Genomic DNA, 19116 nt, shown 5'->3' on the forward strand with positions numbered 1-19116 from the left:
CGATCGGGTGGGTCCTCCCAAAACACGCTGTGAATACTTCCCTGTACGCTCTGCTCCGCCATCCATGGCTTCGCAAGGTTTTGGGAGGACCCACCCGACCGACTCCGCATGCATTGCGCTGGCCGGTGAGGGCTCAGGGTGGTGCTTGGGAAGATTTAATCTATTGTGTTTTCGGCAAAAATCTTGGTCAGATAGGTGAAGTCCAGTTTATCCGGCAAGTTCGCTGGTTTAGGAATTTTTACGATGTGGCCACTGCCTGGTGCGCACTCCATGGCCTCGCCGTGGCGATTTTCCATGGTGTTGGCAGAGAATCGCAGGTTGCCGGCCGGGGTGATGAGTTCCAACTGGTCGCCGGGGGCGAATTTGTTTTTTACGTCGATGGTGAGACATCGGTCATCCGCATCGGCAATGGTGCCTACCACTTGCTGGGTGCCGAGATATGAGGAGCCCTGTTCGTAGGTCTGGTATTCCTGGGGCACGTGCCGGCGCAGGAAGCCTTCGGTGTAGCCGCGGTTCGAGAGGGCTTCGAGTTCGTCCATCATGTGCATGTCGAAGGGTTTGCCGGCGAGGGCGTCGTCGATGGCTTTTCGGTACACCTGAGTGGTGCGGGCTACGTAGTAGGTGCTTTTGGTGCGGCCTTCGATTTTCAGGGAGTGAACGCCCATTTTGACCAGTTCCTCCACGTGCTGGACGGCGCGCAGGTCTTTAGAATTCATGATGTAGGTGCCGTGTTCGTCTTCGTAGGCCGGGATGAAGCCGCCGGGGCGGTTGGGTTCTTCCAGCAGGATTTCTTTGGGCTCGCAGGTTTCTACCGCATCTGCAGAGGTGGCGATCAGGTCGCCAGTCTGGTCATGGCTGTGCTGGACTTCTTTATAGTTCCAGCGGCAGGCGTTGGTGCAAGCGCCCTGGTTGGCGTCGCGGTGGTTCATGTAGCCGGACAGCAGGCAGCGGCCGGAGTAGGCCATGCACAGGGCGCCGTGTACAAACACTTCCAGTTCCATCGCCGGAACCTTTTCGCGGATTTCGCGGATTTCTTCCAGGCCCAGTTCCCGGGACAGGATCACGCGGCTGATGCCCTGGCGGCGCCAGAATTCCACGGTGGCCCAGTTGACAGCGTTGGCCTGCACCGACAGGTGGATGGGTTGATCCGGCCACTTCTCCCTTACCAGCATGATCAGGCCGGGGTCAGACATGATCAGGGCGTCGGGTTTCTGTTCTATGACTGGTGCCAGGTCTCTCAGGTAGCTGCGCACCTTGTTGTTGTGGGGTGCAATGTTGGAGACCAGGTAGAACTGTTTGCCCAGTTCGTGCGCTCGTTCAATGCCGGCGCCCAGGGCTGCAACGTCTTTGAAACTGTTGTTCCTTACTCTCAGCGAATATCTCGGCTGGCCGGCATAGACGGCATCTGCGCCATAGGCGAAGGCGGTTTCTAGATGTTCGGGGGTGCCGGCGGGAGCAAGCAGTTCCGGGGTGGTCATGGTATCTCCGGGTATTAACTGAAAAGCGGATGGATGCAGGTAGGGCATTCTGAAAGCGAGCATTGTGCCGCAAATAATCCGATGCGCCATTGATCTTGCTCAAAGGTCGTATTGATTGATTTCGGCTAACATGTGTACGCTGATGGAGTTGGCAGTTTGGGCCAGGACGATAGGCAGGAGGAACCAGCATGGCATCAGAGCCATTAAGGCCTGAAAATTCAAAGCGTTCGCTGAGTATGCGGGTCAGCAAGCTGATCCGGATTCAGTTGGAGCGAGGGAAAGTCGGTGTCGAGGCGGTGGCCGGGCAGTTGAATATGAGCCGGTATACGTTGCACAAGAAGTTGCGCCAGGAGGGGCTGACGTTTGCGGCTCTGCTGGAGCAGGTTCGTCGGGAGCAGGCGATCACCTATATGAAAGATAAATCCAAGCCGCTGGTGGAAATTGCCGAGCAGCTCGGATTTTCGGAATTAAGCGCATTCAGCCGGGCATTCAAGCGCTGGATGGGGACGCCGCCGGCTGAATATCGCTCGCTTCGGCTGTCCTGATCAGACCTTCTTGAAGATCAGGGTGGCGTTGGTGCCGCCAAAGCCGAAGCTGTTGCTCATTACCAGGTTCAGATTCTGGTTGTCCATGCGTTCACGCACAATCGGGTAGCCTTCGGCGCCTTCGTCCAGGGTCTGGATGTTGGCTGACGGGGCAATAAAGTTCTCCCGCTGCATGATCAGGCTGTAGATGGCCTCGTGTACGCCCGCCGCACCCAGTGCGTGGCCACACAGGGGTTTGGTGGAACTCAGCGGCGGGATCTTGTCGCCGAAGGTTTCCTTGAGCGCTTTCAGCTCGGTTACATCACCTGCCGGCGTGCTGGTGCCGTGGGTGTTGATGTAGCTGATTTCGCCGTCGATGTTGGCCATGGCCTGTTTCATGCAGCGAATGGCACCTTCACCGCTGGGAGCCACCATGTCGGCACCGTCGGAGGTGGCGCCAAAGCCGACCAGTTCGGCCAGGATGGTGGCACCGCGGGCTTCGGCGTGTTCCAGGGATTCCAGTATCAGCGTGCCGCCGCCACCGGAAATCACGAAACCGTCACGGTCTGCATCGTAGGTGCGCGAGGCCTGTTCCGGCGTGTCGTTGTACTTGGTGGACAGCGCCCCCATGGCATCGAACATCAGGCTCAGGGTCCAGTGGATGTCTTCGCCGCCACCGGCCAGCATCACGTCCTGGCGGCCCAGGGCGATCTGGTCAGCCGCGTGGCCGATGCAGTGGGCGCTGGTGGCGCAGGCAGAGGTGATGCCGTAGTTGATACCGGTGATACCAAAGGCGGTGGTGATGGAGGCGTTGATGGCGCTACCCATGGTGCGGGGTACCCGGTACGGGCCCACCCGGCGAAGGCCTTTGTCGCGGTGAGTGTCGATGGCATCCAGCAGTTCGACGGTGGAAGCACCACCAGTACCAAATACGGCGCCGGTGGTGTTTGCACGCAGCTGTTCGTCGGTCAGGCCAGCCTGCTCAATGGCCTCTTTGGCGGCCAGGTAGCAGTAGCCGGCGGCCGGGCTCATAAAGCGCCAGATCTTGCGGTCGATCAGTTCTGACAGGTTCAGGTCGATCTTGCCTGCAACGTGGCTGCGCAGGCCGTTATCCCGGGCTTCTTCGCTGAAGGCAATGCCGGAGCGGGATTCGCGAAGCGACTGGGCCACTTCTTTCTGGTTGGTTCCAAGGCTGGAGACAATCCCCATGCCGGTAACTACAACGCGACGCATTGTGCTAACTCCTAAAAGTCATCAGTCGATGTGAACAGGCCGACCCGAAGGTCTTTGGCGGTGTAGATTTCCCGCCCGTCCACTTCCATGCGGGCATCCGCAATGGCCATGGTCAGTTTGCGGCGAATCAACCGCTTGATATCCAGATAGTAGGTGACCTTTTTGTTTTCCGGCAAAACCTGTCCGAAAAACTTCACCTCTCCGGCCCCCAGGGCACGACCCTTACCTTCACCGCCGCTCCAGGCCAGGAAGAAGCCGACCAACTGCCACATGGCATCCAGGCCCAGGCATCCAGGCATCACCGGGTCGCCCTCAAAATGCACTTTGAAAAACCAGAGATCCGGGTTGATGTCCAGTTCGGCCACCAGGCTGCCTTTGCCATATTCGCCGTCATCGGCTCCGATGTGGGTAATACGGTCGACCATCAGCATTTCGTCGATGGGCAGGCGCATGGCGCCGGGGAACAGCTGGCCGTGGCCGCAGCGGATCAGGTCTTCTTTGTCAAAGTGATCAGGATACATGTTGCCTGTGTCTCTGTTGCAAAATGATTTCTTCTACTTTAGCGCCTGTTCTGTGAACGGCTATTGACCTTTAGTGGATGATTACCGCCGATAAGTTCCCCGAAAGCCGCATCCAGAGCCGGTTGATGGTCATCAAGGCTAATTTTTGTCCGGTTTGATACTTTCGTCGAATCTGTGAAGTTCGCCATATTTGGGAGGGCCTATGTCTGCAGATGAGGAATTCATCGATGGACAAATCCGGTTCGAGACGGGCCGGGTATTGGTACACCTGGAACGGTTGCTGGATCATCCTCCAGAGGCTGTCTGGAATATGCTGACCGATTCGGTGCATTTGGCCAACTGGTTGGCTGCCGGGTCTCTGGAGGCTCGTGAAGGTGGCCGGGTTCAGCTGGATTTTGGCAACAGTGGCATGCCCATCGACTGTACCATTACCGCCTGCCGGCCTCACCGGCTGTTGTCCTACTCCTGGAGTTCCGGAGATGCCCCTGAGCGGCCGCTGACCTGGGAAATACTGCGGGAAGGAGTCTGTACCCGGCTTTGCCTGACGCTGTCGTTGCCGGACGATGAGGTGGTGCCTATTGCCTGCGCCGGTTGGGATGCCCATCTGGAAATGCTGATGGCAGCACTGGAGGGCATCAGCATTCACTTTCCGGCAGCCCGGTTCCGTGCGGCCCGATCCCATTTTGAAAAGCTGCTGAAAGAGAAAATGGCGGCCTGAAGTCCTGCCGCCGAAAACAGAAAGGCCGGCTCGGTTACGCCCCGAGCCGGCCTTTTCGTATCTGGCACTGGATCAGCCTTCGCGCCCGTCTGGCCGGGGGCTGGCCAGAATGACGGTATAACGCACCAGGAACAGGCCATAGGCCAGCATCCACAGCAGGGTGCTGGTGCCAATGCCGGGGTGCCAGGGAATCAGATTGAATGCGGTCAACACCCTAACAACCGCAGCGAGCTGGATGGCCACAAACGCCAGAACCATGCCCTTCGGCAACACCAGCGGCCGGCCGGTATGGCCCAGTGACACTCGAGCAATCACCCCCAGAATCAGGCAGCCGATGGCGCCAGTGCCGGCGGCATGGCTCCAGGCATTGGTTGGCCAACCGGCCACCAGAGCGCCTGCCAGCAGAATCAGTGCAACCGGCACCCAGAGAATGGACAGGTGCAGAATCCAGAGCAAGGGATCTTTGCGCACCAGCCAGCCTTTCCAGTTATACAGGCGCACCAGCATCAACGATGCAGCAACCACCGCAATGACGGCGGTGACGGTTTGCCAGCCCGTCACCAGGGATGCCATCAGCAGGATCATGGAGAACAGTGCCGCCATATCCAGTGCCGGAATCATCTTGACCGCCTCTGCATTGCCGCCACGCTGGCGCAGCCATCCAGCCGAAAATGCCGGGGTAATCCGGCCTCCGATGATGCTGATCAGTGCCATGGCCATGATCAGCGCACCATAGCTGAACGCCATGTCCAGGCGGGTGACAAAGCCGATCTGCATCAACCAAAGTAACCCGAGCACCACCAGGATCATCAGCTGTCGTTTCTGGCGGGCCTTCCACACGCGCCAGCCGGCATCAATCATCACCAGGGGCAGAAAAGCCAGATTCACGCCCTGTACCAGCCAGTCCGGCAGGTTGCCGCCAAAGGCCAGTAACAGGCGACCGGCCAGCCACACGCCCCAGAGTCCTGCGAGCAGTGCACCATGGGTTCGGTTGGTCTGGGTCCAGACGCAGACAGCGGTGAGCAGAAAGCCTGCGATGGCAGCAGAGAGAAAGCCGAACAGCATTTCGTGCTGATGCCAGAACAGGGCGGGCAGAGCCAGTGGCAACTGAACCATGCCGGTGACTTCCAGAACCCAAAGCGGGATGGCAACAATGGCCAGTACCGTCATGGACAGGAAAAAAATCCGGAAAGGATAGGAAAAGAGTTGGCTGAGGCTGGCAGACGCCCGTTCAGGGGAAGTCGGTATGGCCTGCATAGATGTCTCCCATATACATGTATTCTGGGTATATGTTAAACCTTCATGCCAGTATTAACCATACCTGCTTGGGGGTAGTTTGCGTACAATGGCCGCAAATCGTTTGTTAACAAAGGAACTTCCATGACCTCGTACATGATCCTGAAGCACCTGCACATGACCACCGCCTACCTCACCATTACGCTGTTTGCCCTGCGGCTACTGCTTGATGCGGTCGGGCGACCAGGCTGGCGCCAGACGCCGCTACGGTTCATTCCCCACATCAATGACACCATCCTTCTGGTCGCGGCCATTGCGCTGGTGTTTGTGGCCGGTTATGCCTCTGCCATGCCCGGTTGGCTGATCACCAAGATCGTGTTGTTGTTCGGTTACATCATTGCCGGGGTGTTTGCGCTGAAAACCACTGTGGGCAAGCCCGCACGCATTGTGGCGGCGGTACTTGCCCTGGTGCAGGTGACGGCTATTTTCCATCTGGCCATGGCCAAGCCATTCTGAATCAGCGTTTCTCGCTGACCTGCTTCGTCAGTTCCTGCAGCTGTTCCTGTACAGCCCGGAGCTGACGGGCAATCTCATCCCGCTCATCGTGGGCCTTCTGGGCCTGTTTGGCGTTCTGCTCCTCGCTCATTACCTCCAGTATCGCCCCGATCATCATGTTCAGGAACACAAAGGCCGTCAGGAAGATAAAGGTCAGGTAGTACAACCAGCTCATGGGATAGTCTTCCATGGTGGCATACATCACGTCGGTCCAGTCCTCAAAGGTTGCAACCCGGAACAGTGTGAGCATGGCGATGGCGACATCGCCCCAGAGTGTTTCGTCAACGGTGGCGAAGAACATGGAGCCCATGGCAGCGTAGATGTAGAAGATGATGAACATCAGCAGGGCAATGTAGCCCATGCGCGGAATAGCTTTCAGTAACGAGTTGATCAGAAAGCGCAGCTCGGGCACCACTGATACCAGTCGAAGCACCCGGAATACGCGCAGTAACCGGCCCAGCAATACCGCCTCGGAATTGTCCAGAGGGATCAGGCTGCCGATCACCACGATGGTGTCGAACAGGTTCCAGCCATCCATGAGAAAGCGGCGTTTGAGTGGGCAGGCGGCGAACCGGAACAGGATTTCCACCAGAAAGAACAGGGTGATGGCGTTGTCCATCACCGACAGGCTCTGTTCCACCAATGGTGGCAGATCATAGGTTTTGGCGCCGATGGTCAGGGCAGACAGAATGATGATGGCGATAACAACAGTCTGGAACACCTTGCTCGATTCAATGCGCTTGAGCTGGGCAAAGCTGCTGGCGGGATTCATGTCCATGGACATCTCGACGGCTCCGGGAGAATTGAAACGCGGCAATTCTAAAGCTACGGAGCCGGTGGTGGTAGGCCTGTGATCTGAGTTTAATCGACCAGGTGGAGGATTTGCTGCCACTCGGCATCGCTGACCGGCATGACCGAGAGTCGGCTGCCTCTGCGTACCAGAGCCAGTTCACTGAGCTCCGGCATGGCTTTGAGTGAGTCCAGTGGGATCAACGCCGGCAATTTCCGTTCAAACTGCAGGTCGACCGCTTGCCAGCGAGGTTTTTCTGCAGTGCTTTTCGGGTCGTAGTAGGGAGACTCCGGGTTGAACTGGCTTGGGTCCGGGTAGGCGGATTTCACTACGCGAACAATACCGGCAATGCCTATGCGCTTGCAGCTGGAGTGATAGATAAAGACGAGATCTCCCTCCCGCATCTGCGCCAGGAAGTTGCGGGCCTGGTAATTGCGCACACCATCCCAGGGAATAACACCCTCAGGCTGACGGGCAAAATCATCAATGCCGCATTCAGAGGGTTCGGTTTTAACCAGCCATTTTGCCACCAGCGGGACTCCACTCGATCATTGTTGGGCCAGTATACAAAAAAGCCCCGAAGGCGGGGCATAAAGCACGAAACGGTGTCCGGGGCATTTACCCGTGTTGGTCGGAGTTCCGCATGGCGGCATCTGCTGCCGGACGACGGTTCATGGGATAGAACAACTGCGGGGAGGCCAGTTCCGGCAGATCGGTCTGCTCGGTCTGGGCCGCCCATTCCACCCGTTCCGCCTTGCGGATGGCGTAGTGCATCCAGGCCAGGGCTGCCGCCACAATGGCGAACATCAGCATGAAGCAGCTTTGCCAGATGCCGGTTATGTCGTTCAGCACGCCGAAGGTAAGCGGCAGAACGAAACCACCTATGCCCCCGATCATTCCTACCACGCCGCCGACCGCACCCACATGCATCGGGTAGTACACCGGAATGTGTTTGTAGACGGCCGCCTTACCGAGCGACATGAAAAAACCGAGTATAAAGGTGAGCACCACGAACATGGGCAGGCTCATGGCCAGGGTGAAATGGATATCCCCTTCGATGCCATGCACCACATAGCGGGTTGGTGGATAACTGAGCAGGAAGGTACAGACTGCCGAGGCAATAAACGTCCAGTACATCACGCGTCTGGCGCCGTAGCGGTCCGACAGCCAGCCCCCGAGGATGCGGAACAGGGAAGCGGGGATGGTATAGAGCGCGGCGATCATGCCGGCGGCCTTGATGTCCAGACCATAAACGCCGATCAGGTAATGGGGAAGCCAGAGAGCCAGGGCAACAAAGGCGCCGAACACAAAAAAATAGTACAGGGCAAAGCGCCACACCCGAAGGTCCCGGAGCGGCGCCATCTGTTCGGCAAACGATTTCTGTTCGGCGTTTCGGCGTTGTTCGGCCAGCGGGTCGGTTTTTGCCAGTAGCAGGAAGGCGATGCCCATAATGGCCAGCACCGTTGCGTATATCTGCGCGGTTTTCTCCCAGCCGAAGGCTACCAGCAGAAACGGGGCACCGAAGTTGGTCACGGCAGAACCGACGTTGCCGGCGCCGAAAATGCCCAGTGCTGTACCCTGTTTAGCCGGTTCAAACCAGGCCGCAGTATAGGCCACCCCGACAATGAAAGCGCCGCCGGCCAGGCCCACCCCGAGGGCCCCGACCAGCATCATGGCGTAGGTGGTGGCAAAGGTCAGCAGATACACGCAGGCCGCCGTGGTCAGCATCAGAATACCGAACACCCAGCGCCCGCCGTAACGGTCGGTCCAGATGCCCAGGAATAAACGACTGATGGAGCCGGTAAGAATCGGCGTGGCCATCAGCAATCCCAGCTGGGTGTCGGACAGCGCCAGCTCTTCACTGATGCGAATGCCGATGATGGAAAAGATGGTCCAGACGGCGAAACAAAGGGTGAAGGCAAAGGTAGAAAGGCCCAATGCCCGATATTGCTGAGCTTTTGCGGGCGTGCTCGTCATGGTCTCTCCTGGCCAGATAACTCTCCTCTGAAACCATACCAAAAAGCCGGATTTCTGGGCCGAGGCATTAGAGGTACCTCCTGCTGGGTGCAAAGGGGGTAGGTCAATGGTCACTATCCCGGGAAAGGTGATATTCCGGGGCTTTCTCTGGTGGGGTACGCGAGTTCAGGCTTGATCAAGATCAATTATGGCAGCTGGGTGCTATGGGGTAATGCTGACTGATATCAACTCGAATGCCTCCGTTTTGGGGGGTGTGATACCGGGAGAACCCCATGAACATCATGATTGCCTACGACGGTTCCCGAAACGCGAAACTGGCGCTGGCCCAGACCATCACCATGTTTCGGCGGCTGGAGCCAAAAATCACGCTGGTTGCGGTGGCAGAAAACCCACGCGACATCACCTCCGGTAATGAAGACCTGTTTCAGGAAGAAGTGGGCGAGCTGAAACAGCACCTGCAGGAAGCGCTGGAACTGTGTGAAAGCGAGCAGGTAAGCGCTGAGACCCTGATGCTGGAGGGTGACGCCCGAAAGAGCCTGCTGTTTGCCGCAGAGAAGAAGGTACGGCCAGACATGCTGGTCATCGCTCGTCACAGTCATGAGCCTGACGGCGGCTTCATTGCCCGATCATTGACCTATTTCGTGGACGAACTGGATTACATGACGTTTGGCAGCGTCAGCTCCTTCCTGGCTCGCCGGATCCAGTGCCCACTTCTGATTCTGCCCAGCCGTTGATGGCCGGGATTACCTGTTTCCATTGTCTTAGCCCCGGGAGGCTGAAATGAAAGTCGCTGACGTATTCCGCGTCCGCAATCCTGAAATCAGGGCACTACACCTGACCTGGATTGCCTTCTTTATTACATTCTATGTCTGGTTCAACATGGCGCCACTGGCGTCCAGCATGCTCAAAAGCGTGGACTGGTTGACCAAGGACGACCTGCGCCTATTTGCCATCTGTAACGTGGCGCTGACGATTCCTGCCCGCATCATCGTGGGTATGGCGCTGGACCGCTTCGGACCGCGGCGGGTATTTTCGGTGCTGATGGTGGTGATGGCCATACCGGCACTGGTGTTTGCTTTCGGTAACACCATGTCTCAGTTGCTGGTCAGTCGCCTGGTGCTGAGCTCCATCGGTGCCAGCTTTGTGGTTGGTATCCATATGACGGCCATGTGGTTCAAGCCGAAGGACATAGGCTTTGCAGAGGGCTTTTATGCGGGCTGGGGCAACTTTGGTTCTGCGGCGGCGGCCATGTCACTGCCAACCATTGCCATTACCATGTACGGCGGTGAAGACGGCTGGCGTTGGGCCATCGCCCAGAGCGCCATCGTGATGGCGGCATACGGCGTCTACTACTGGTTCGCGATTACCGACGGCCCTGCTGGTACCGTGCATCGTAAACCCCGTAAGGCCGTGGCACTGGAAGTCAGCACCTGGGGTGATATGGTCAAGCTGATCCTGTGGACCATTCCTTTGGTCGGGGTATTGGCTATTCTGGTGTGGCGTATCCAGAACATGGGGTACCTGTCTGCCACCGGGGCTGCTATCTGTTACGCGGTGATCTTCGCCATTGTCTGCTATCAGATTGTTCAGATACTGCGGGTAAACGTACCCATCCTGAAGAAAGGCGTGCCTGAGGACGACAAATACCCGTTCAACAGTGTGGCTGCCCTGAACAGCACCTACTTCGCTAACTTTGGCGCGGAACTCGCCGTGGTCTCCATGCTGCCGATGTTTTTCGAAGAGACCTGGAGCCTGAGCGCAACGGCAGCGGGGCTGATTGCGGCCTCTTTCGCCTTCGTGAACTTGATGGCGCGTCCGATGGGCGGCCTGGTATCTGACCGCATGGGGAACCGCCGCTTCGTGATGCTCAGCTACATGTTCGGTATTGCCGTAGGCTTCGGACTGATGGGCCTGCTGGATTCCAACTGGCCGCTGATCGTGGCTGTGGCAATCACTGTGTTCACATCCTTCTTCGTACAGGGGGCAGAAGGCGCCACCTTTGGCATCATCCCGTCTATCAAGCGCCGGTTAACCGGTCAGATATCCGGTATGGCAGGGGCTTATGGCAACGTCGGTGCGGTGGTCTACCTGACCATCTTCACCTTCGTTACCCCGACCCAGTTCTTCTTCATCATCGCCGCTGGAGCCTTTGTTAGCTGGATACTGTGCATTATGTGGCTGAAGGAACCCGAGAGCGGCTTCTCTGAGGAATACCACGTGTCTTCTGTCGATCTGCAGATCGAAGAAGAGGAGCGCCAACGGTTGGCGGGCCAGACAGCACGGTAAAAACGTTCCCTTTACAACGGGAGCTGTGACAACCCGCCGCGGAGCAATCCCGGCGGGTTTTTTGTATGCTCGGAGGAAAGTGGTCGCAACAGGAGAGAGGTCATGGGGTTCTGGGAACGCTGGTCCGGGCTGATGGGGGCGATGTTGGCGCTGGCCCTGTTACTCGGATTCTGGCAGCTCCTGGGCGAAGGCGAGGATCTGGAAGCCCGTGACAGCAGGGGTAGAACTCCCCTGATTGTGGCGGCGGAAGAGGGCGAGACTGACCGGGTTGCCGAGCTGGTCGAGCGTGGGGCCCGGGTTGACGCAGGGGACGACTGCAAGTGGACGGCCATGATGAGGGCTGCCTCCCGTGGTCATACGGATATTCTTGCCTTCTTGCTGGATCATGGCGCGGATATAAACCATACGGAAAAAACCGGCTATACGGCTCTGATGGGGGCGGTGATTGCCAGCCGTCCGGAGGCTGCACGCCTGCTACTGACCAGAGGTGCCGATCCTGACATCCGGGAATACGAAAACGGGCAGACTGCGCTGATGATGGCTGTGCGCAACCGCAATCCGGAACTGGTTCGGTTGCTGCTCTCTGCCGGGGCAGATCCGGAGCTGGTTAATAAATCGGGCAAGAGCGCCAGGGATCTGGCGCTGGAGGCAAGTGCCGGGGAGGGGGAGCCCATGCAGCAGGTGCTCACTGCTCTGGGTTGTGAGCCCGAAGCCGCGGAGAAACGCTGATCATTGGTCGTTCCCTGCCGCCATAAAAAAGCCGGCCCTTGTGGGGCCGGCAAGCAGAGGTCTAACGCTTGGATTCTTGCTGTTACGGATTCTTGATGTAGGCGTTCTTGCGCAGGTAGAACCACCAGTTAACCACCAGACACACCGCATAGAACACTGCGAACCCGTACATGGCCACTTCCGGGGTGCCGGCCTGGATTTCCTGGCCCATCACCCGAGGAGCGATGAACGCGCCGTAGGCGGCGATTGCTGAGGTCCAGCCAAGTACCGGGCCCTTCTGCTGCTGGTTGAAGATGAAACCAATGCTGCGGAAGGTGGAGCCATTGCCAATACCGCTGGCGGCGAACATCACAATGAACAGGATCAGGAACAGGGCAAAGTAGCTGTTCGGATCAGTTGAGTTGTAGGCCAGCATCATCACGTAGCCGGTGGCGACCGAAGCGACAACCATCACCACCGAGATGATCTGGGTAACGATGGAACCGCCCATCTTGTCGGAAATCCAGCCTCCGACCGGACGAATCAGAGCGCCGACGAATGGTCCCATCCAGGCCCAGGTCAGAGCGCTGGGTGCATCCGGGTTGACTACACGGGTCATGGCGCCATCCGCTCCGACTTCCATCATGTTGCCGAAGATGACGCTGATGGACAGCGGCAGGGCGGCAGAAAAGCCGATGAAAGAACCGAAAGTCAGGATGTAAAGCACGGTCATGGACCAGGTGTGCTTGTTGCTGAAGATGGCAAACTGGTTCTTTATGTTGGGCTTGATGTCACCTGGGATCAGTCTGAGCAGCGCCACGGTCAGCACGATGGTGATGGGCAGGGCCAGCCACATATTCATGACTGACAGGGCCCAGACGCCGGCAATAGAGGTCAGCAGGCCAACGCCATAGAGACCAAGAATCTTACCGAAGGCAGATATCGGGCTGCCAGGGTTGGGAGTCACCACCTTGAGGTTGTTCATGCCGAACCAGCCCGCGAAGGCCAGCGGAATCAGAAACACCAACCAGATGAAGCCTGCATTCTGGATCCAGGTGTCGGTGCCGGCCTCAATGCGCCCAATCAGAGTGCCACTTGGGCTTTGCAGCTGCATGGGGTCGCCGGCAAGGGCGCCGAACACTCCGACGGTCATCACCAGAGGGATCAGAATCTGCATGGTGGTCACGCCGAAGTTGCCCAGGCCGGCGTTCATGCCCAGCCCGTAACCCTGTTTACTCTTGGGATAAAACGCGCTTATGTTGCTCATGGAGCAGGCAAAGTTACCGCCGCCAATACCGGACAGCAGCGCCAGCGCCTGGAACACGATGAACGGTGTGTCTGGATTCATCAGGGCGACACCGGTGCCGAACGCCGGGATCATCAGCAATGCGGTGGTCAGAAAAACGGTATTGCGACCGCCGGCAATCTTGATCATGAACGAGGCCGGAATTCGCAGGGTTGCACCGGACAGGCCGGCAATGGCCGTAAGTGTGAACAGCTGTTCAACGGTGAAAGAAAACCCCAGGTTTTTCATCTGGGTGGTGATCATTCCCCACATCAGCCAGATGGCGAATCCCATCAGCAGGCTGGGGATGGAAATCCACAGGTTGCGGGAGGCGACTTTCTTGCCCTCCCGCTCCCAGAACTCCTCACTTTCGACATCCCAGTGTTCAATGTCGGCGTTGGTTTTTGCCATGGTTAAGCTCCTCGTTTCTTTGACCCGGAGCCACCGGAATCAGTGGCTGTCACGGCGTTGGAGTCATTTTGCAAACGAGGCGGGTATTTCAATCCTGATAAATATCAAGGAAGGTTGTCGGTAAGGTGATCTCGCAATTCGGCTCTTTTTCTGAAAGGCTTGGTCGCTTTTAAAAACCTTTTAAAACATAAAGTTATGTTGGTGGTATGCCGTAGGTAGTAGCTGCTTTTCGAGTTGGCGCAGTAGAGGTAGCCAATCATTTCCGGTGGCTATGGCGGGCCGTGCCGGGTTTTTGCGCAAGCGGATATAGGGCCATGACCTGACCGGCGACGCCTGCAAAGGTCAGAGCCCAGCAGCCGGAAGAGAGCCATAGAAGTTCAGGTTGGGAGTAGGGCATGGCCCCCGCCAGGTAGCGGCTTATGGTGGCGGCTGCCACCAGTATCGCGATGGCGGTAACCTGCCATGCTGGCGGAAATGTCCGGCGTGCCCGCTGCCAGGCCAGTCGAAGCATCACGCTCCCCGAGAGTGTCCCCAGCGCTCCGACAACAATCAGGTGCAGCGCGGGAAGAACCGGCCGTTCGGTCAGCAGGTGAGTGCCTGCGAACGCCGAGCCGATGGCCAGCCACAGATAGCCAAGGGCCAGCACCAGCAGGTCGGGCCGGTTACTGCAGTGCCAGAGCTTCCAGCGGACAATCCGGGTAACGACAAGTGCGCTGGCGGCGAGAAGAAGAGCGCCGGCCAGTTGTTCCGTGGCACTGAACAGCATCAATGCCATGGCGATTGGCAGGACGACCAGCAGCGCTCCTTCTATGTGGGGTTGTACCCGAGCTTCCAGGGGGATGCCCCGCTTTTCCAGCGTGCCGGCCACGGCCGGCGCAATAATCCTTCCGCCCATAAAAGTCATCAGTAATAGCAGGCCCAGGATGGTGGTTTGTAGCAGTCGGCGGGTGTCCGGCAACGGCAGGCCGGTTTCTGTCAGAAAGTAGATCAAAGCCATCAGGCAGAGCACGAGAATCAGCGGGCCGGCAATTTTGTTGCGCCATTTCTTGGCCGCCTGAAACCGTGGCACCACATACCATGCCAGCAGCAGTGCAAAAGCCGGGCTGAGTGACTGTGCGAAGAGTGTTTCGGGTGCCAGCAGCCAGGCAAGCCGGGCCGCTAACCAGAGCCCAAAGAGCAGAACGAGGGCGCGCCGGGGTTGCGGCCCGAGTGTGTAACCGGCGATCAATGCCAGTGCGAAACCAAAAATCAGCTCATGGCCATGGCCAGCACCAATCAGCCCCGGGGGCCACCCATAGCCGGATAGCGCTGCGTAGATGGACAATGGAACCACCGTAGCGGCCCAGAGTGAGGCCGCCGGGAAAAACAGCCAAAAGCTGTGCATATTGGGTTGTGTTGAGCGTGCCACAATGTCATCCGGAGTAATGAGTCGACTGAGTCGGAGTGTCAACGTTGGATGGGTTGTGGTCAATGCTTTGCGAACGGTGCGTGACGGCCACGCATTCAGACGGAATGAGGAAGAACCCCGTAATAGATAGCGCTGAAATGGCAGGCACTACCGCCAATGACGAACAGGTGCCACACCGCGTGCATGTAAGGGATGCGATCGGCCAGGTAAAAGGCTACACCGGCGGTATAGACAATGCCGCCAGCGATGGTCAGTTGCAGAGCCGTCTCACTGAGGTTGGCCACCAGGTCGGATGACGCGAAGGTGATCAGCCAGCCCATCGCGATGTAGATGCCTACCCGTGCCAGCTTGAAACGGTTTTTGAAAATCACCTTGAATACCACGCCGGTCAGGGCCAGGGACCAGATGACGGCAAACAGGGTCCAGCCGGTGGTGCCGCGCATGTTGACCAGCAGAAAGGGTGTGTAGGTACCGGCAATCAGCAGGAAAATGGCGCAGTGATCGAGAGTCTTGAAGGCCGTTTTCAGGCGCGGATGGCGGGCGCCGTGGTAGAGCGCGGACGCCATGTACAACAGAATCAGTGAGGCACCGAATATGCTGAAACTGACAATCTTCCAGACATCCCCCAGTTGGCTGGCGCCTGCGATCAGGGCGACCGCCCCTACCACACTCAGCAGGGCTCCAATACCGTGGGTGGCGCTGTTAATCCACTCTTCTATCCTGTGATGAACGGAATCTGGCTGGCTGTGCGTCATGGTTTGGATAATTGCCTTATGGGGAAATTGCGATTCAACGAAAGTATAGGGTATTTCAGCGTACAAGTGTACGCAAATCGTGGCCCATGAACATTCTGTGACTTCGTTCAGAAAAACTGAAAGACCTGCCGGAAATCTTCCGTTTTTGTCTTGCGGTCAGAGCCGTTAGGCTTTGAATTATTGAACGCACACACAGGAGATTGTTGCGATGGCGAAAGTTCTTGTTCTTTATTACTCCATGTACGGTCACATTGAGACCATGGCCAATACCGTGGCCGAAGGCGCTCGCGGTGTTGACGGGGCCGATGTCGTTGTTAAGCGTGTTCCGGAGACCATGGCCGATGAAGCCTTTCTGAATGCCGGTGGCAAGGCCGATCAGGGCGCCCCGGTGGCAGACCCGAAAGAACTGGCGGACTACGACGCTATTATCTTTGGTACCCCGACCCGCTTCGGCAACATGGCGGGCCAGATGCGTACATTCCTGGATCAGACCGGCGGCCTCTGGGCTGAGGGCAAGCTGCATGGCAAGGTCGGCAGTGTCTTCACTTCTACCGGCACCGGCGGTGGTCAGGAACAGACGATTACCTCGTTCTGGACCACTCTTGCTCATCACGGCATGGTGTTGGTGCCGCTGGGTTACGGCATACCGGAGTTTTTCGATATTTCAGAAGTGAATGGCGGTACGCCCTATGGCGCCTCGACCATTGCGGGCGGTGACGGCAGCCGGCAGCCAAGCGAAAAAGAGCTGGCCATTGCCCGTTTCCAGGGCAAGCACGTGGCTGAGCTGGCGATCAAGCTGCACGGATAATTGCACCAGGGAGCTAACTCAGGTTTTGGCGGCGGACGAAGTTCCGCCGCTTTTTTATGGGGTTTTATTCTGATTGGCAAAGGCGGTTTTCAGGCGGGAGAAAGTGGCTGGCACCACACCCAGCCAGGAAGCGAGCTGGTTGTCCGGTACCCGCTTGACCAACTCCGGATATTCCTCCAGCAGCAGCTGGTAGCGTTCCCGGGCCGACATGGTGTGTTTTCGGTATTCCCGCATGCTGGTCAGTTCTGCGATTTCCTCTGTCAGTACCAGGGCAAACTTGTGCCATTGGCCATCGCCGTAGCTTTGGATGGCCGAGCGAAAAGCCGCAAAATCGGCCACCCACAGGGTGGCAGGCAGAACGCTGGTCAGGCATAAGGTGTTTCGAACGGTACGGCTGCGACCAAAGACTGGCCAGATCAGGTCACCTTCGGAAAAGAAATGGTGGACGGCGACCTTGCCGGCCGGGGATTCCCGGAACAATCGGAGGATGCCGTACTGAACCAGATAGACATTGCCCCAGGGACGGTCGTGTTTTTCCAGCGGGGTTTCCGGATCAACCCGTTGTTGCTGAAACAGGCTGGCGAGATGACTGAGAAACCGGGCCTCCGGATTGTCCTGGTTTTCGTTCAGGCAGATTCCGAAGGCGTGGCTCAGGCCATTCAGGAGTGCCACTTCGGCGGGTGCGACACTGTAGTGCATCAGATCATCACTGTCGCTACCCAGCAGGCATGGTGCGGAGGCCACGGGCGGCCTGAAACTGCTGTTCATATCTTGACCCCGGCTGCATTAGCTTAGGTCAATTATCCTACCATGAAAGCTACATTCGAAATGACTTAAACCATTAAGCCTATGTTACTCAGTCGATAAGGGTCAGTGGCTGGTGCCTTCCTCGTAGTTGATCTTGTTCCAGACGTTGTACTTGCCGGACGGCTTGTTCATCGGAATGCGTTTTTCCTCTTCCAGGGTGTCTGCGTCATAGACAATGATGGCGCCATCATCATCCCAGATGCTCAGCAGCAGCTTCTCGCCATGGCGGTCGAATTCCACGTGCGCGGCCACTTTTCCCGGCTCCGGCTGAAGAGTTTTGACGATCTCCAGGGTCTGCTTGTCGATAATGTGCACCTTGTCAGCGTTGGGGCCGAAGAACACATCTGCCCAGGCGTAACGGGAATTTTCGTGACTGCGCATGAAAAAACCGGGACCTTCGGTTTTCAGAGTCTTGATCACTTCCCAGGTGTCCATGTCGATAATGGAGATGGCGCCGGCCCGGAAGTGGGGGGTGGCCATTACCCGGCGGCCCTCATGCTCCCAGGTAATGCCGGAACCGAGGTGGGGCATGCCGGGCAGCGGCAGTTCAGCCGTGGTTTTGCCGGTATCCAGGTCGATCACCACGCCGTGTTTGCCATCCCGGGCAGCACCGATCAGGTGCTGGTATCCGGGGTCGAAAAAGAAGTCGTCCAGCAGGGTGTCGGTGGTCATCCGGCGCACCTTCGCTTCACGGTTTTCGACGGTGACCTCCCAGGCTTCGGGGATGTCTTTAAGGGCTGCGATAAAGCTGTCTCTGGGCGGTGCGGCGTAGACGGCACTTACCCGGGAGCTTTCACCAGCATCGTTTTCGACCGGGATGATATCCAGCATTTCCAGGTCGGCGGCATCGAACAGCACCATAGAGTGGGGCAGGTAATTGGCTGCCAGCACATAGTTGCCGTCAGCGGAAACCGCGATGTTGCGCATATTGATGCCGGCGCGAACTTCGGCCACGACTTTCAGATTGTAGATGTCGTACTTGGTGATCCAGCCATCCCGGGAGCCAAAGTACACATAACGGCCGTCAGGGCTGTATTTGGGGCCGCCGTGCAGGGCGAAGCGGCTTGGGAAGCGGTGGATGGGCTCCATTTTGTCGCCATCGAGCAGTGTGACATGGTGGTCGCCGATTTCCACCACCAGGAACAGGTTCATCAGGTCCGCCTCAAACACTGGCTCATCCGGCAGTGAGCCCTGGGGGTGGCTGACCTCCCGGCTGCTGCGGATTTCCGCCTCGCCCCATTTCAGCTCATGGCTCGGGGGCTGATAGATGAAGTCGGTCAGCGCCGCGATCTGCTGGTCGTTGAGGATGGTTTTATAGCCAGCCATCTGAGTGGCCGGTCGTCCCTCCCGGATGACCTGCTCGGCCTCGGCTTTTTTCAGCCGGCCCAGGTTCTCCGGCAGCAGCGCAGGGCCCATACCACCGAGTCTGTCTGGGCCGTGGCAGGCCGCGCATTGCTGCAGGTAGAGGGTCTCTGTGTTCTGGTTGTTGGCCTGTTCGGCCAGGGCCGGGCCTGTGATCAGGGCGCCAGCGATCAGCAGGATGGTGTTCAGGTTTGCTCGGGCTTGGTTCAGGTTCACCAGCTACAGCTCCCGGTTGGTCAGATAACGTTTTGCGT

19 protein-coding genes are annotated in these 19116 nt (G+C 57.9%); 7 read left to right on the forward strand and 12 right to left on the reverse strand.

The genetic code is table 11. The annotated features are described in order from the left end of the window. Positions 1-155 precede the first annotated feature (155 nt). Positions 156-1478, reverse strand: a complete 1323-nt coding sequence (gene yegQ, locus Q669_RS00400) for a tRNA 5-hydroxyuridine modification protein YegQ (RefSeq protein ID WP_022990809.1) — start codon at positions 1476-1478, stop codon at positions 156-158. 188 nt (positions 1479-1666) lie between these two features. On the opposite strand from yegQ, the gene Q669_RS00405 reads away from it, so the two are divergent. Further along, positions 1667-2023, forward strand: coding sequence for a helix-turn-helix transcriptional regulator (locus Q669_RS00405; protein ID WP_011786591.1), 357 nt, complete (start codon positions 1667-1669; stop codon positions 2021-2023). Here the strand turns inward: Q669_RS00405 and fabB are convergent, their stop codons facing one another. Both fabB and fabA read right to left on the reverse strand, forming a co-directional pair. Then, entirely contained in the window at positions 2024-3235 is a 1212-nt protein-coding gene (gene fabB, locus Q669_RS00410; protein ID WP_011786590.1) for a beta-ketoacyl-ACP synthase I, read from the reverse strand. Between the two features lie 11 nt (positions 3236-3246). Further along, the gene (gene fabA / locus Q669_RS00415; RefSeq protein WP_011786589.1) at positions 3247-3756 is read right to left on the reverse strand and encodes a bifunctional 3-hydroxydecanoyl-ACP dehydratase/trans-2-decenoyl-ACP isomerase; all 510 of its coding nucleotides are present in this window, start codon (positions 3754-3756) and stop codon (positions 3247-3249) included. Between the two features lie 202 nt (positions 3757-3958). Here fabA and Q669_RS00420 point away from each other — a divergent pair, with 202 nt between their 5' ends. Next, positions 3959-4474, forward strand: coding sequence for an SRPBCC family protein (locus Q669_RS00420; protein ID WP_011786588.1), 516 nt, complete (start codon positions 3959-3961; stop codon positions 4472-4474). A 72-nt stretch (positions 4475-4546) separates the two neighbouring features. Here the strand turns inward: Q669_RS00420 and Q669_RS00425 are convergent, their stop codons facing one another. Then, positions 4547-5731 carry an NnrS family protein gene (locus Q669_RS00425; RefSeq protein WP_022990810.1) on the reverse strand — a complete coding sequence of 395 codons (1185 nt, stop codon included), beginning with the start codon at positions 5729-5731 and terminating at the stop codon, positions 4547-4549. Positions 5732-5854: 123 nt separating this feature from the next. Between Q669_RS00425 and Q669_RS00430 the strand changes: the two genes are divergently transcribed. Further along, the gene (locus tag Q669_RS00430; protein WP_014422505.1) at positions 5855-6226 is read left to right on the forward strand and encodes a SirB2 family protein; all 372 of its coding nucleotides are present in this window, start codon (positions 5855-5857) and stop codon (positions 6224-6226) included. Between the two features lies 1 nt (position 6227). On the opposite strand, the gene Q669_RS00435 is transcribed toward Q669_RS00430, so the two are convergent. The 3 genes from Q669_RS00435 to Q669_RS00445 all read right to left on the reverse strand — a co-directional run bounded on the left by Q669_RS00435 (position 6228) and on the right by Q669_RS00445 (position 9032). Continuing rightward, complete coding sequence (locus Q669_RS00435) at positions 6228-7049, reverse strand: ion transporter (protein ID WP_022990811.1); 822 nt, start codon at positions 7047-7049, stop codon at positions 6228-6230. A 77-nt stretch (positions 7050-7126) separates the two neighbouring features. After that, positions 7127-7585 carry an EVE domain-containing protein gene (locus Q669_RS00440; protein ID WP_022990812.1) on the reverse strand — a complete coding sequence of 153 codons (459 nt, stop codon included), beginning with the start codon at positions 7583-7585 and terminating at the stop codon, positions 7127-7129. Between the two features lie 88 nt (positions 7586-7673). Further along, positions 7674-9032 (reverse strand): MFS transporter, encoded by a 1359-nt coding sequence (locus Q669_RS00445; protein ID WP_022990813.1) that lies wholly within the window; start codon positions 9030-9032, stop codon positions 7674-7676. A 272-nt stretch (positions 9033-9304) separates the two neighbouring features. Between Q669_RS00445 and Q669_RS00450 the strand changes: the two genes are divergently transcribed. The 3 genes from Q669_RS00450 (at position 9305) to Q669_RS00460 (ending at position 12047) form a co-directional block, all read left to right on the forward strand. Continuing rightward, positions 9305-9766 (forward strand): universal stress protein, encoded by a 462-nt coding sequence (locus Q669_RS00450; protein ID WP_014422501.1) that lies wholly within the window; start codon positions 9305-9307, stop codon positions 9764-9766. Positions 9767-9812: 46 nt separating this feature from the next. Next, positions 9813-11318, forward strand: coding sequence for an MFS transporter (locus Q669_RS00455; protein WP_011786581.1), 1506 nt, complete (start codon positions 9813-9815; stop codon positions 11316-11318). A gap of 102 nt (positions 11319-11420) precedes the next feature. Beyond that, the gene (locus tag Q669_RS00460) at positions 11421-12047 is read left to right on the forward strand and encodes an ankyrin repeat domain-containing protein (RefSeq protein WP_011786580.1); all 627 of its coding nucleotides are present in this window, start codon (positions 11421-11423) and stop codon (positions 12045-12047) included. 82 nt (positions 12048-12129) lie between these two features. Here the strand turns inward: Q669_RS00460 and Q669_RS00465 are convergent, their stop codons facing one another. From Q669_RS00465 to trhA, 3 genes are all read right to left on the reverse strand, one after another. Beyond that, positions 12130-13722 (reverse strand): antiporter, encoded by a 1593-nt coding sequence (locus Q669_RS00465; RefSeq protein ID WP_011786579.1) that lies wholly within the window; start codon positions 13720-13722, stop codon positions 12130-12132. 256 nt (positions 13723-13978) lie between these two features. Further along, positions 13979-15130 (reverse strand): NnrS family protein, encoded by a 1152-nt coding sequence (locus Q669_RS00470; RefSeq protein ID WP_227499618.1) that lies wholly within the window; start codon positions 15128-15130, stop codon positions 13979-13981. Between the two features lie 95 nt (positions 15131-15225). Continuing rightward, positions 15226-15885: a PAQR family membrane homeostasis protein TrhA gene (trhA, locus tag Q669_RS00475; RefSeq protein WP_011786577.1), complete on the reverse strand. Its 660-nt coding sequence runs from the start codon at positions 15883-15885 to the stop codon at positions 15226-15228. 208 nt (positions 15886-16093) lie between these two features. Between trhA and wrbA the strand changes: the two genes are divergently transcribed. Continuing rightward, a complete protein-coding gene (wrbA, locus tag Q669_RS00480; protein WP_011786576.1) occupies positions 16094-16693 on the forward strand; it encodes an NAD(P)H:quinone oxidoreductase in 600 nt (199 codons plus the stop codon). Between the two features lie 54 nt (positions 16694-16747). Here the strand turns inward: wrbA and Q669_RS00485 are convergent, their stop codons facing one another. Next, positions 16748-17461, reverse strand: a complete 714-nt coding sequence (locus Q669_RS00485) for a Crp/Fnr family transcriptional regulator (protein WP_022990814.1) — start codon at positions 17459-17461, stop codon at positions 16748-16750. A gap of 102 nt (positions 17462-17563) precedes the next feature. Next, positions 17564-19078: a cytochrome D1 domain-containing protein gene (locus Q669_RS00490; RefSeq protein WP_022990815.1), complete on the reverse strand. Its 1515-nt coding sequence runs from the start codon at positions 19076-19078 to the stop codon at positions 17564-17566. Between the last annotated feature and the right edge of the window lie 38 nt (positions 19079-19116).

The organism is Marinobacter sp. C1S70 (assembly GCF_000475355.1).
GTDB classification, from domain to species: Bacteria; Pseudomonadota; Gammaproteobacteria; order Pseudomonadales; family Oleiphilaceae; genus Marinobacter; species Marinobacter nauticus.

Bases quoted from the DNA above. Each gene is read 5' to 3' on its own strand.
- yegQ (WP_022990809.1), bottom strand. From the start codon at position 1,478: ATGACCACCCCGGAACTGCTTGCTCCCGCCGGCACCCCCGAACATCTA.
- Q669_RS00405 (WP_011786591.1), top strand. From the start codon at position 1,667: ATGGCATCAGAGCCATTAAGGCCTGAAAATTCAAAGCGTTCGCTGAGT.
- fabB (WP_011786590.1), bottom strand. From the start codon at position 3,235: ATGCGTCGCGTTGTAGTTACCGGCATGGGGATTGTCTCCAGCCTTGGA.
- fabA (WP_011786589.1), bottom strand. From the start codon at position 3,756: ATGTATCCTGATCACTTTGACAAAGAAGACCTGATCCGCTGCGGCCAC.
- Q669_RS00420 (WP_011786588.1), top strand. From the start codon at position 3,959: ATGTCTGCAGATGAGGAATTCATCGATGGACAAATCCGGTTCGAGACG.
- Q669_RS00425 (WP_022990810.1), bottom strand. From the start codon at position 5,731: ATGCAGGCCATACCGACTTCCCCTGAACGGGCGTCTGCCAGCCTCAGC.
- Q669_RS00430 (WP_014422505.1), top strand. From the start codon at position 5,855: ATGACCTCGTACATGATCCTGAAGCACCTGCACATGACCACCGCCTAC.
- Q669_RS00435 (WP_022990811.1), bottom strand. From the start codon at position 7,049: ATGTCCATGGACATGAATCCCGCCAGCAGCTTTGCCCAGCTCAAGCGC.
- Q669_RS00445 (WP_022990813.1), bottom strand. From the start codon at position 9,032: ATGACGAGCACGCCCGCAAAAGCTCAGCAATATCGGGCATTGGGCCTT.
- Q669_RS00450 (WP_014422501.1), top strand. From the start codon at position 9,305: ATGAACATCATGATTGCCTACGACGGTTCCCGAAACGCGAAACTGGCG.
- Q669_RS00455 (WP_011786581.1), top strand. From the start codon at position 9,813: ATGAAAGTCGCTGACGTATTCCGCGTCCGCAATCCTGAAATCAGGGCA.
- Q669_RS00460 (WP_011786580.1), top strand. From the start codon at position 11,421: ATGGGGTTCTGGGAACGCTGGTCCGGGCTGATGGGGGCGATGTTGGCG.
- Q669_RS00465 (WP_011786579.1), bottom strand. From the start codon at position 13,722: ATGGCAAAAACCAACGCCGACATTGAACACTGGGATGTCGAAAGTGAG.
- trhA (WP_011786577.1), bottom strand. From the start codon at position 15,885: ATGACGCACAGCCAGCCAGATTCCGTTCATCACAGGATAGAAGAGTGG.
- wrbA (WP_011786576.1), top strand. From the start codon at position 16,094: ATGGCGAAAGTTCTTGTTCTTTATTACTCCATGTACGGTCACATTGAG.
- Q669_RS00485 (WP_022990814.1), bottom strand. From the start codon at position 17,461: ATGAACAGCAGTTTCAGGCCGCCCGTGGCCTCCGCACCATGCCTGCTG.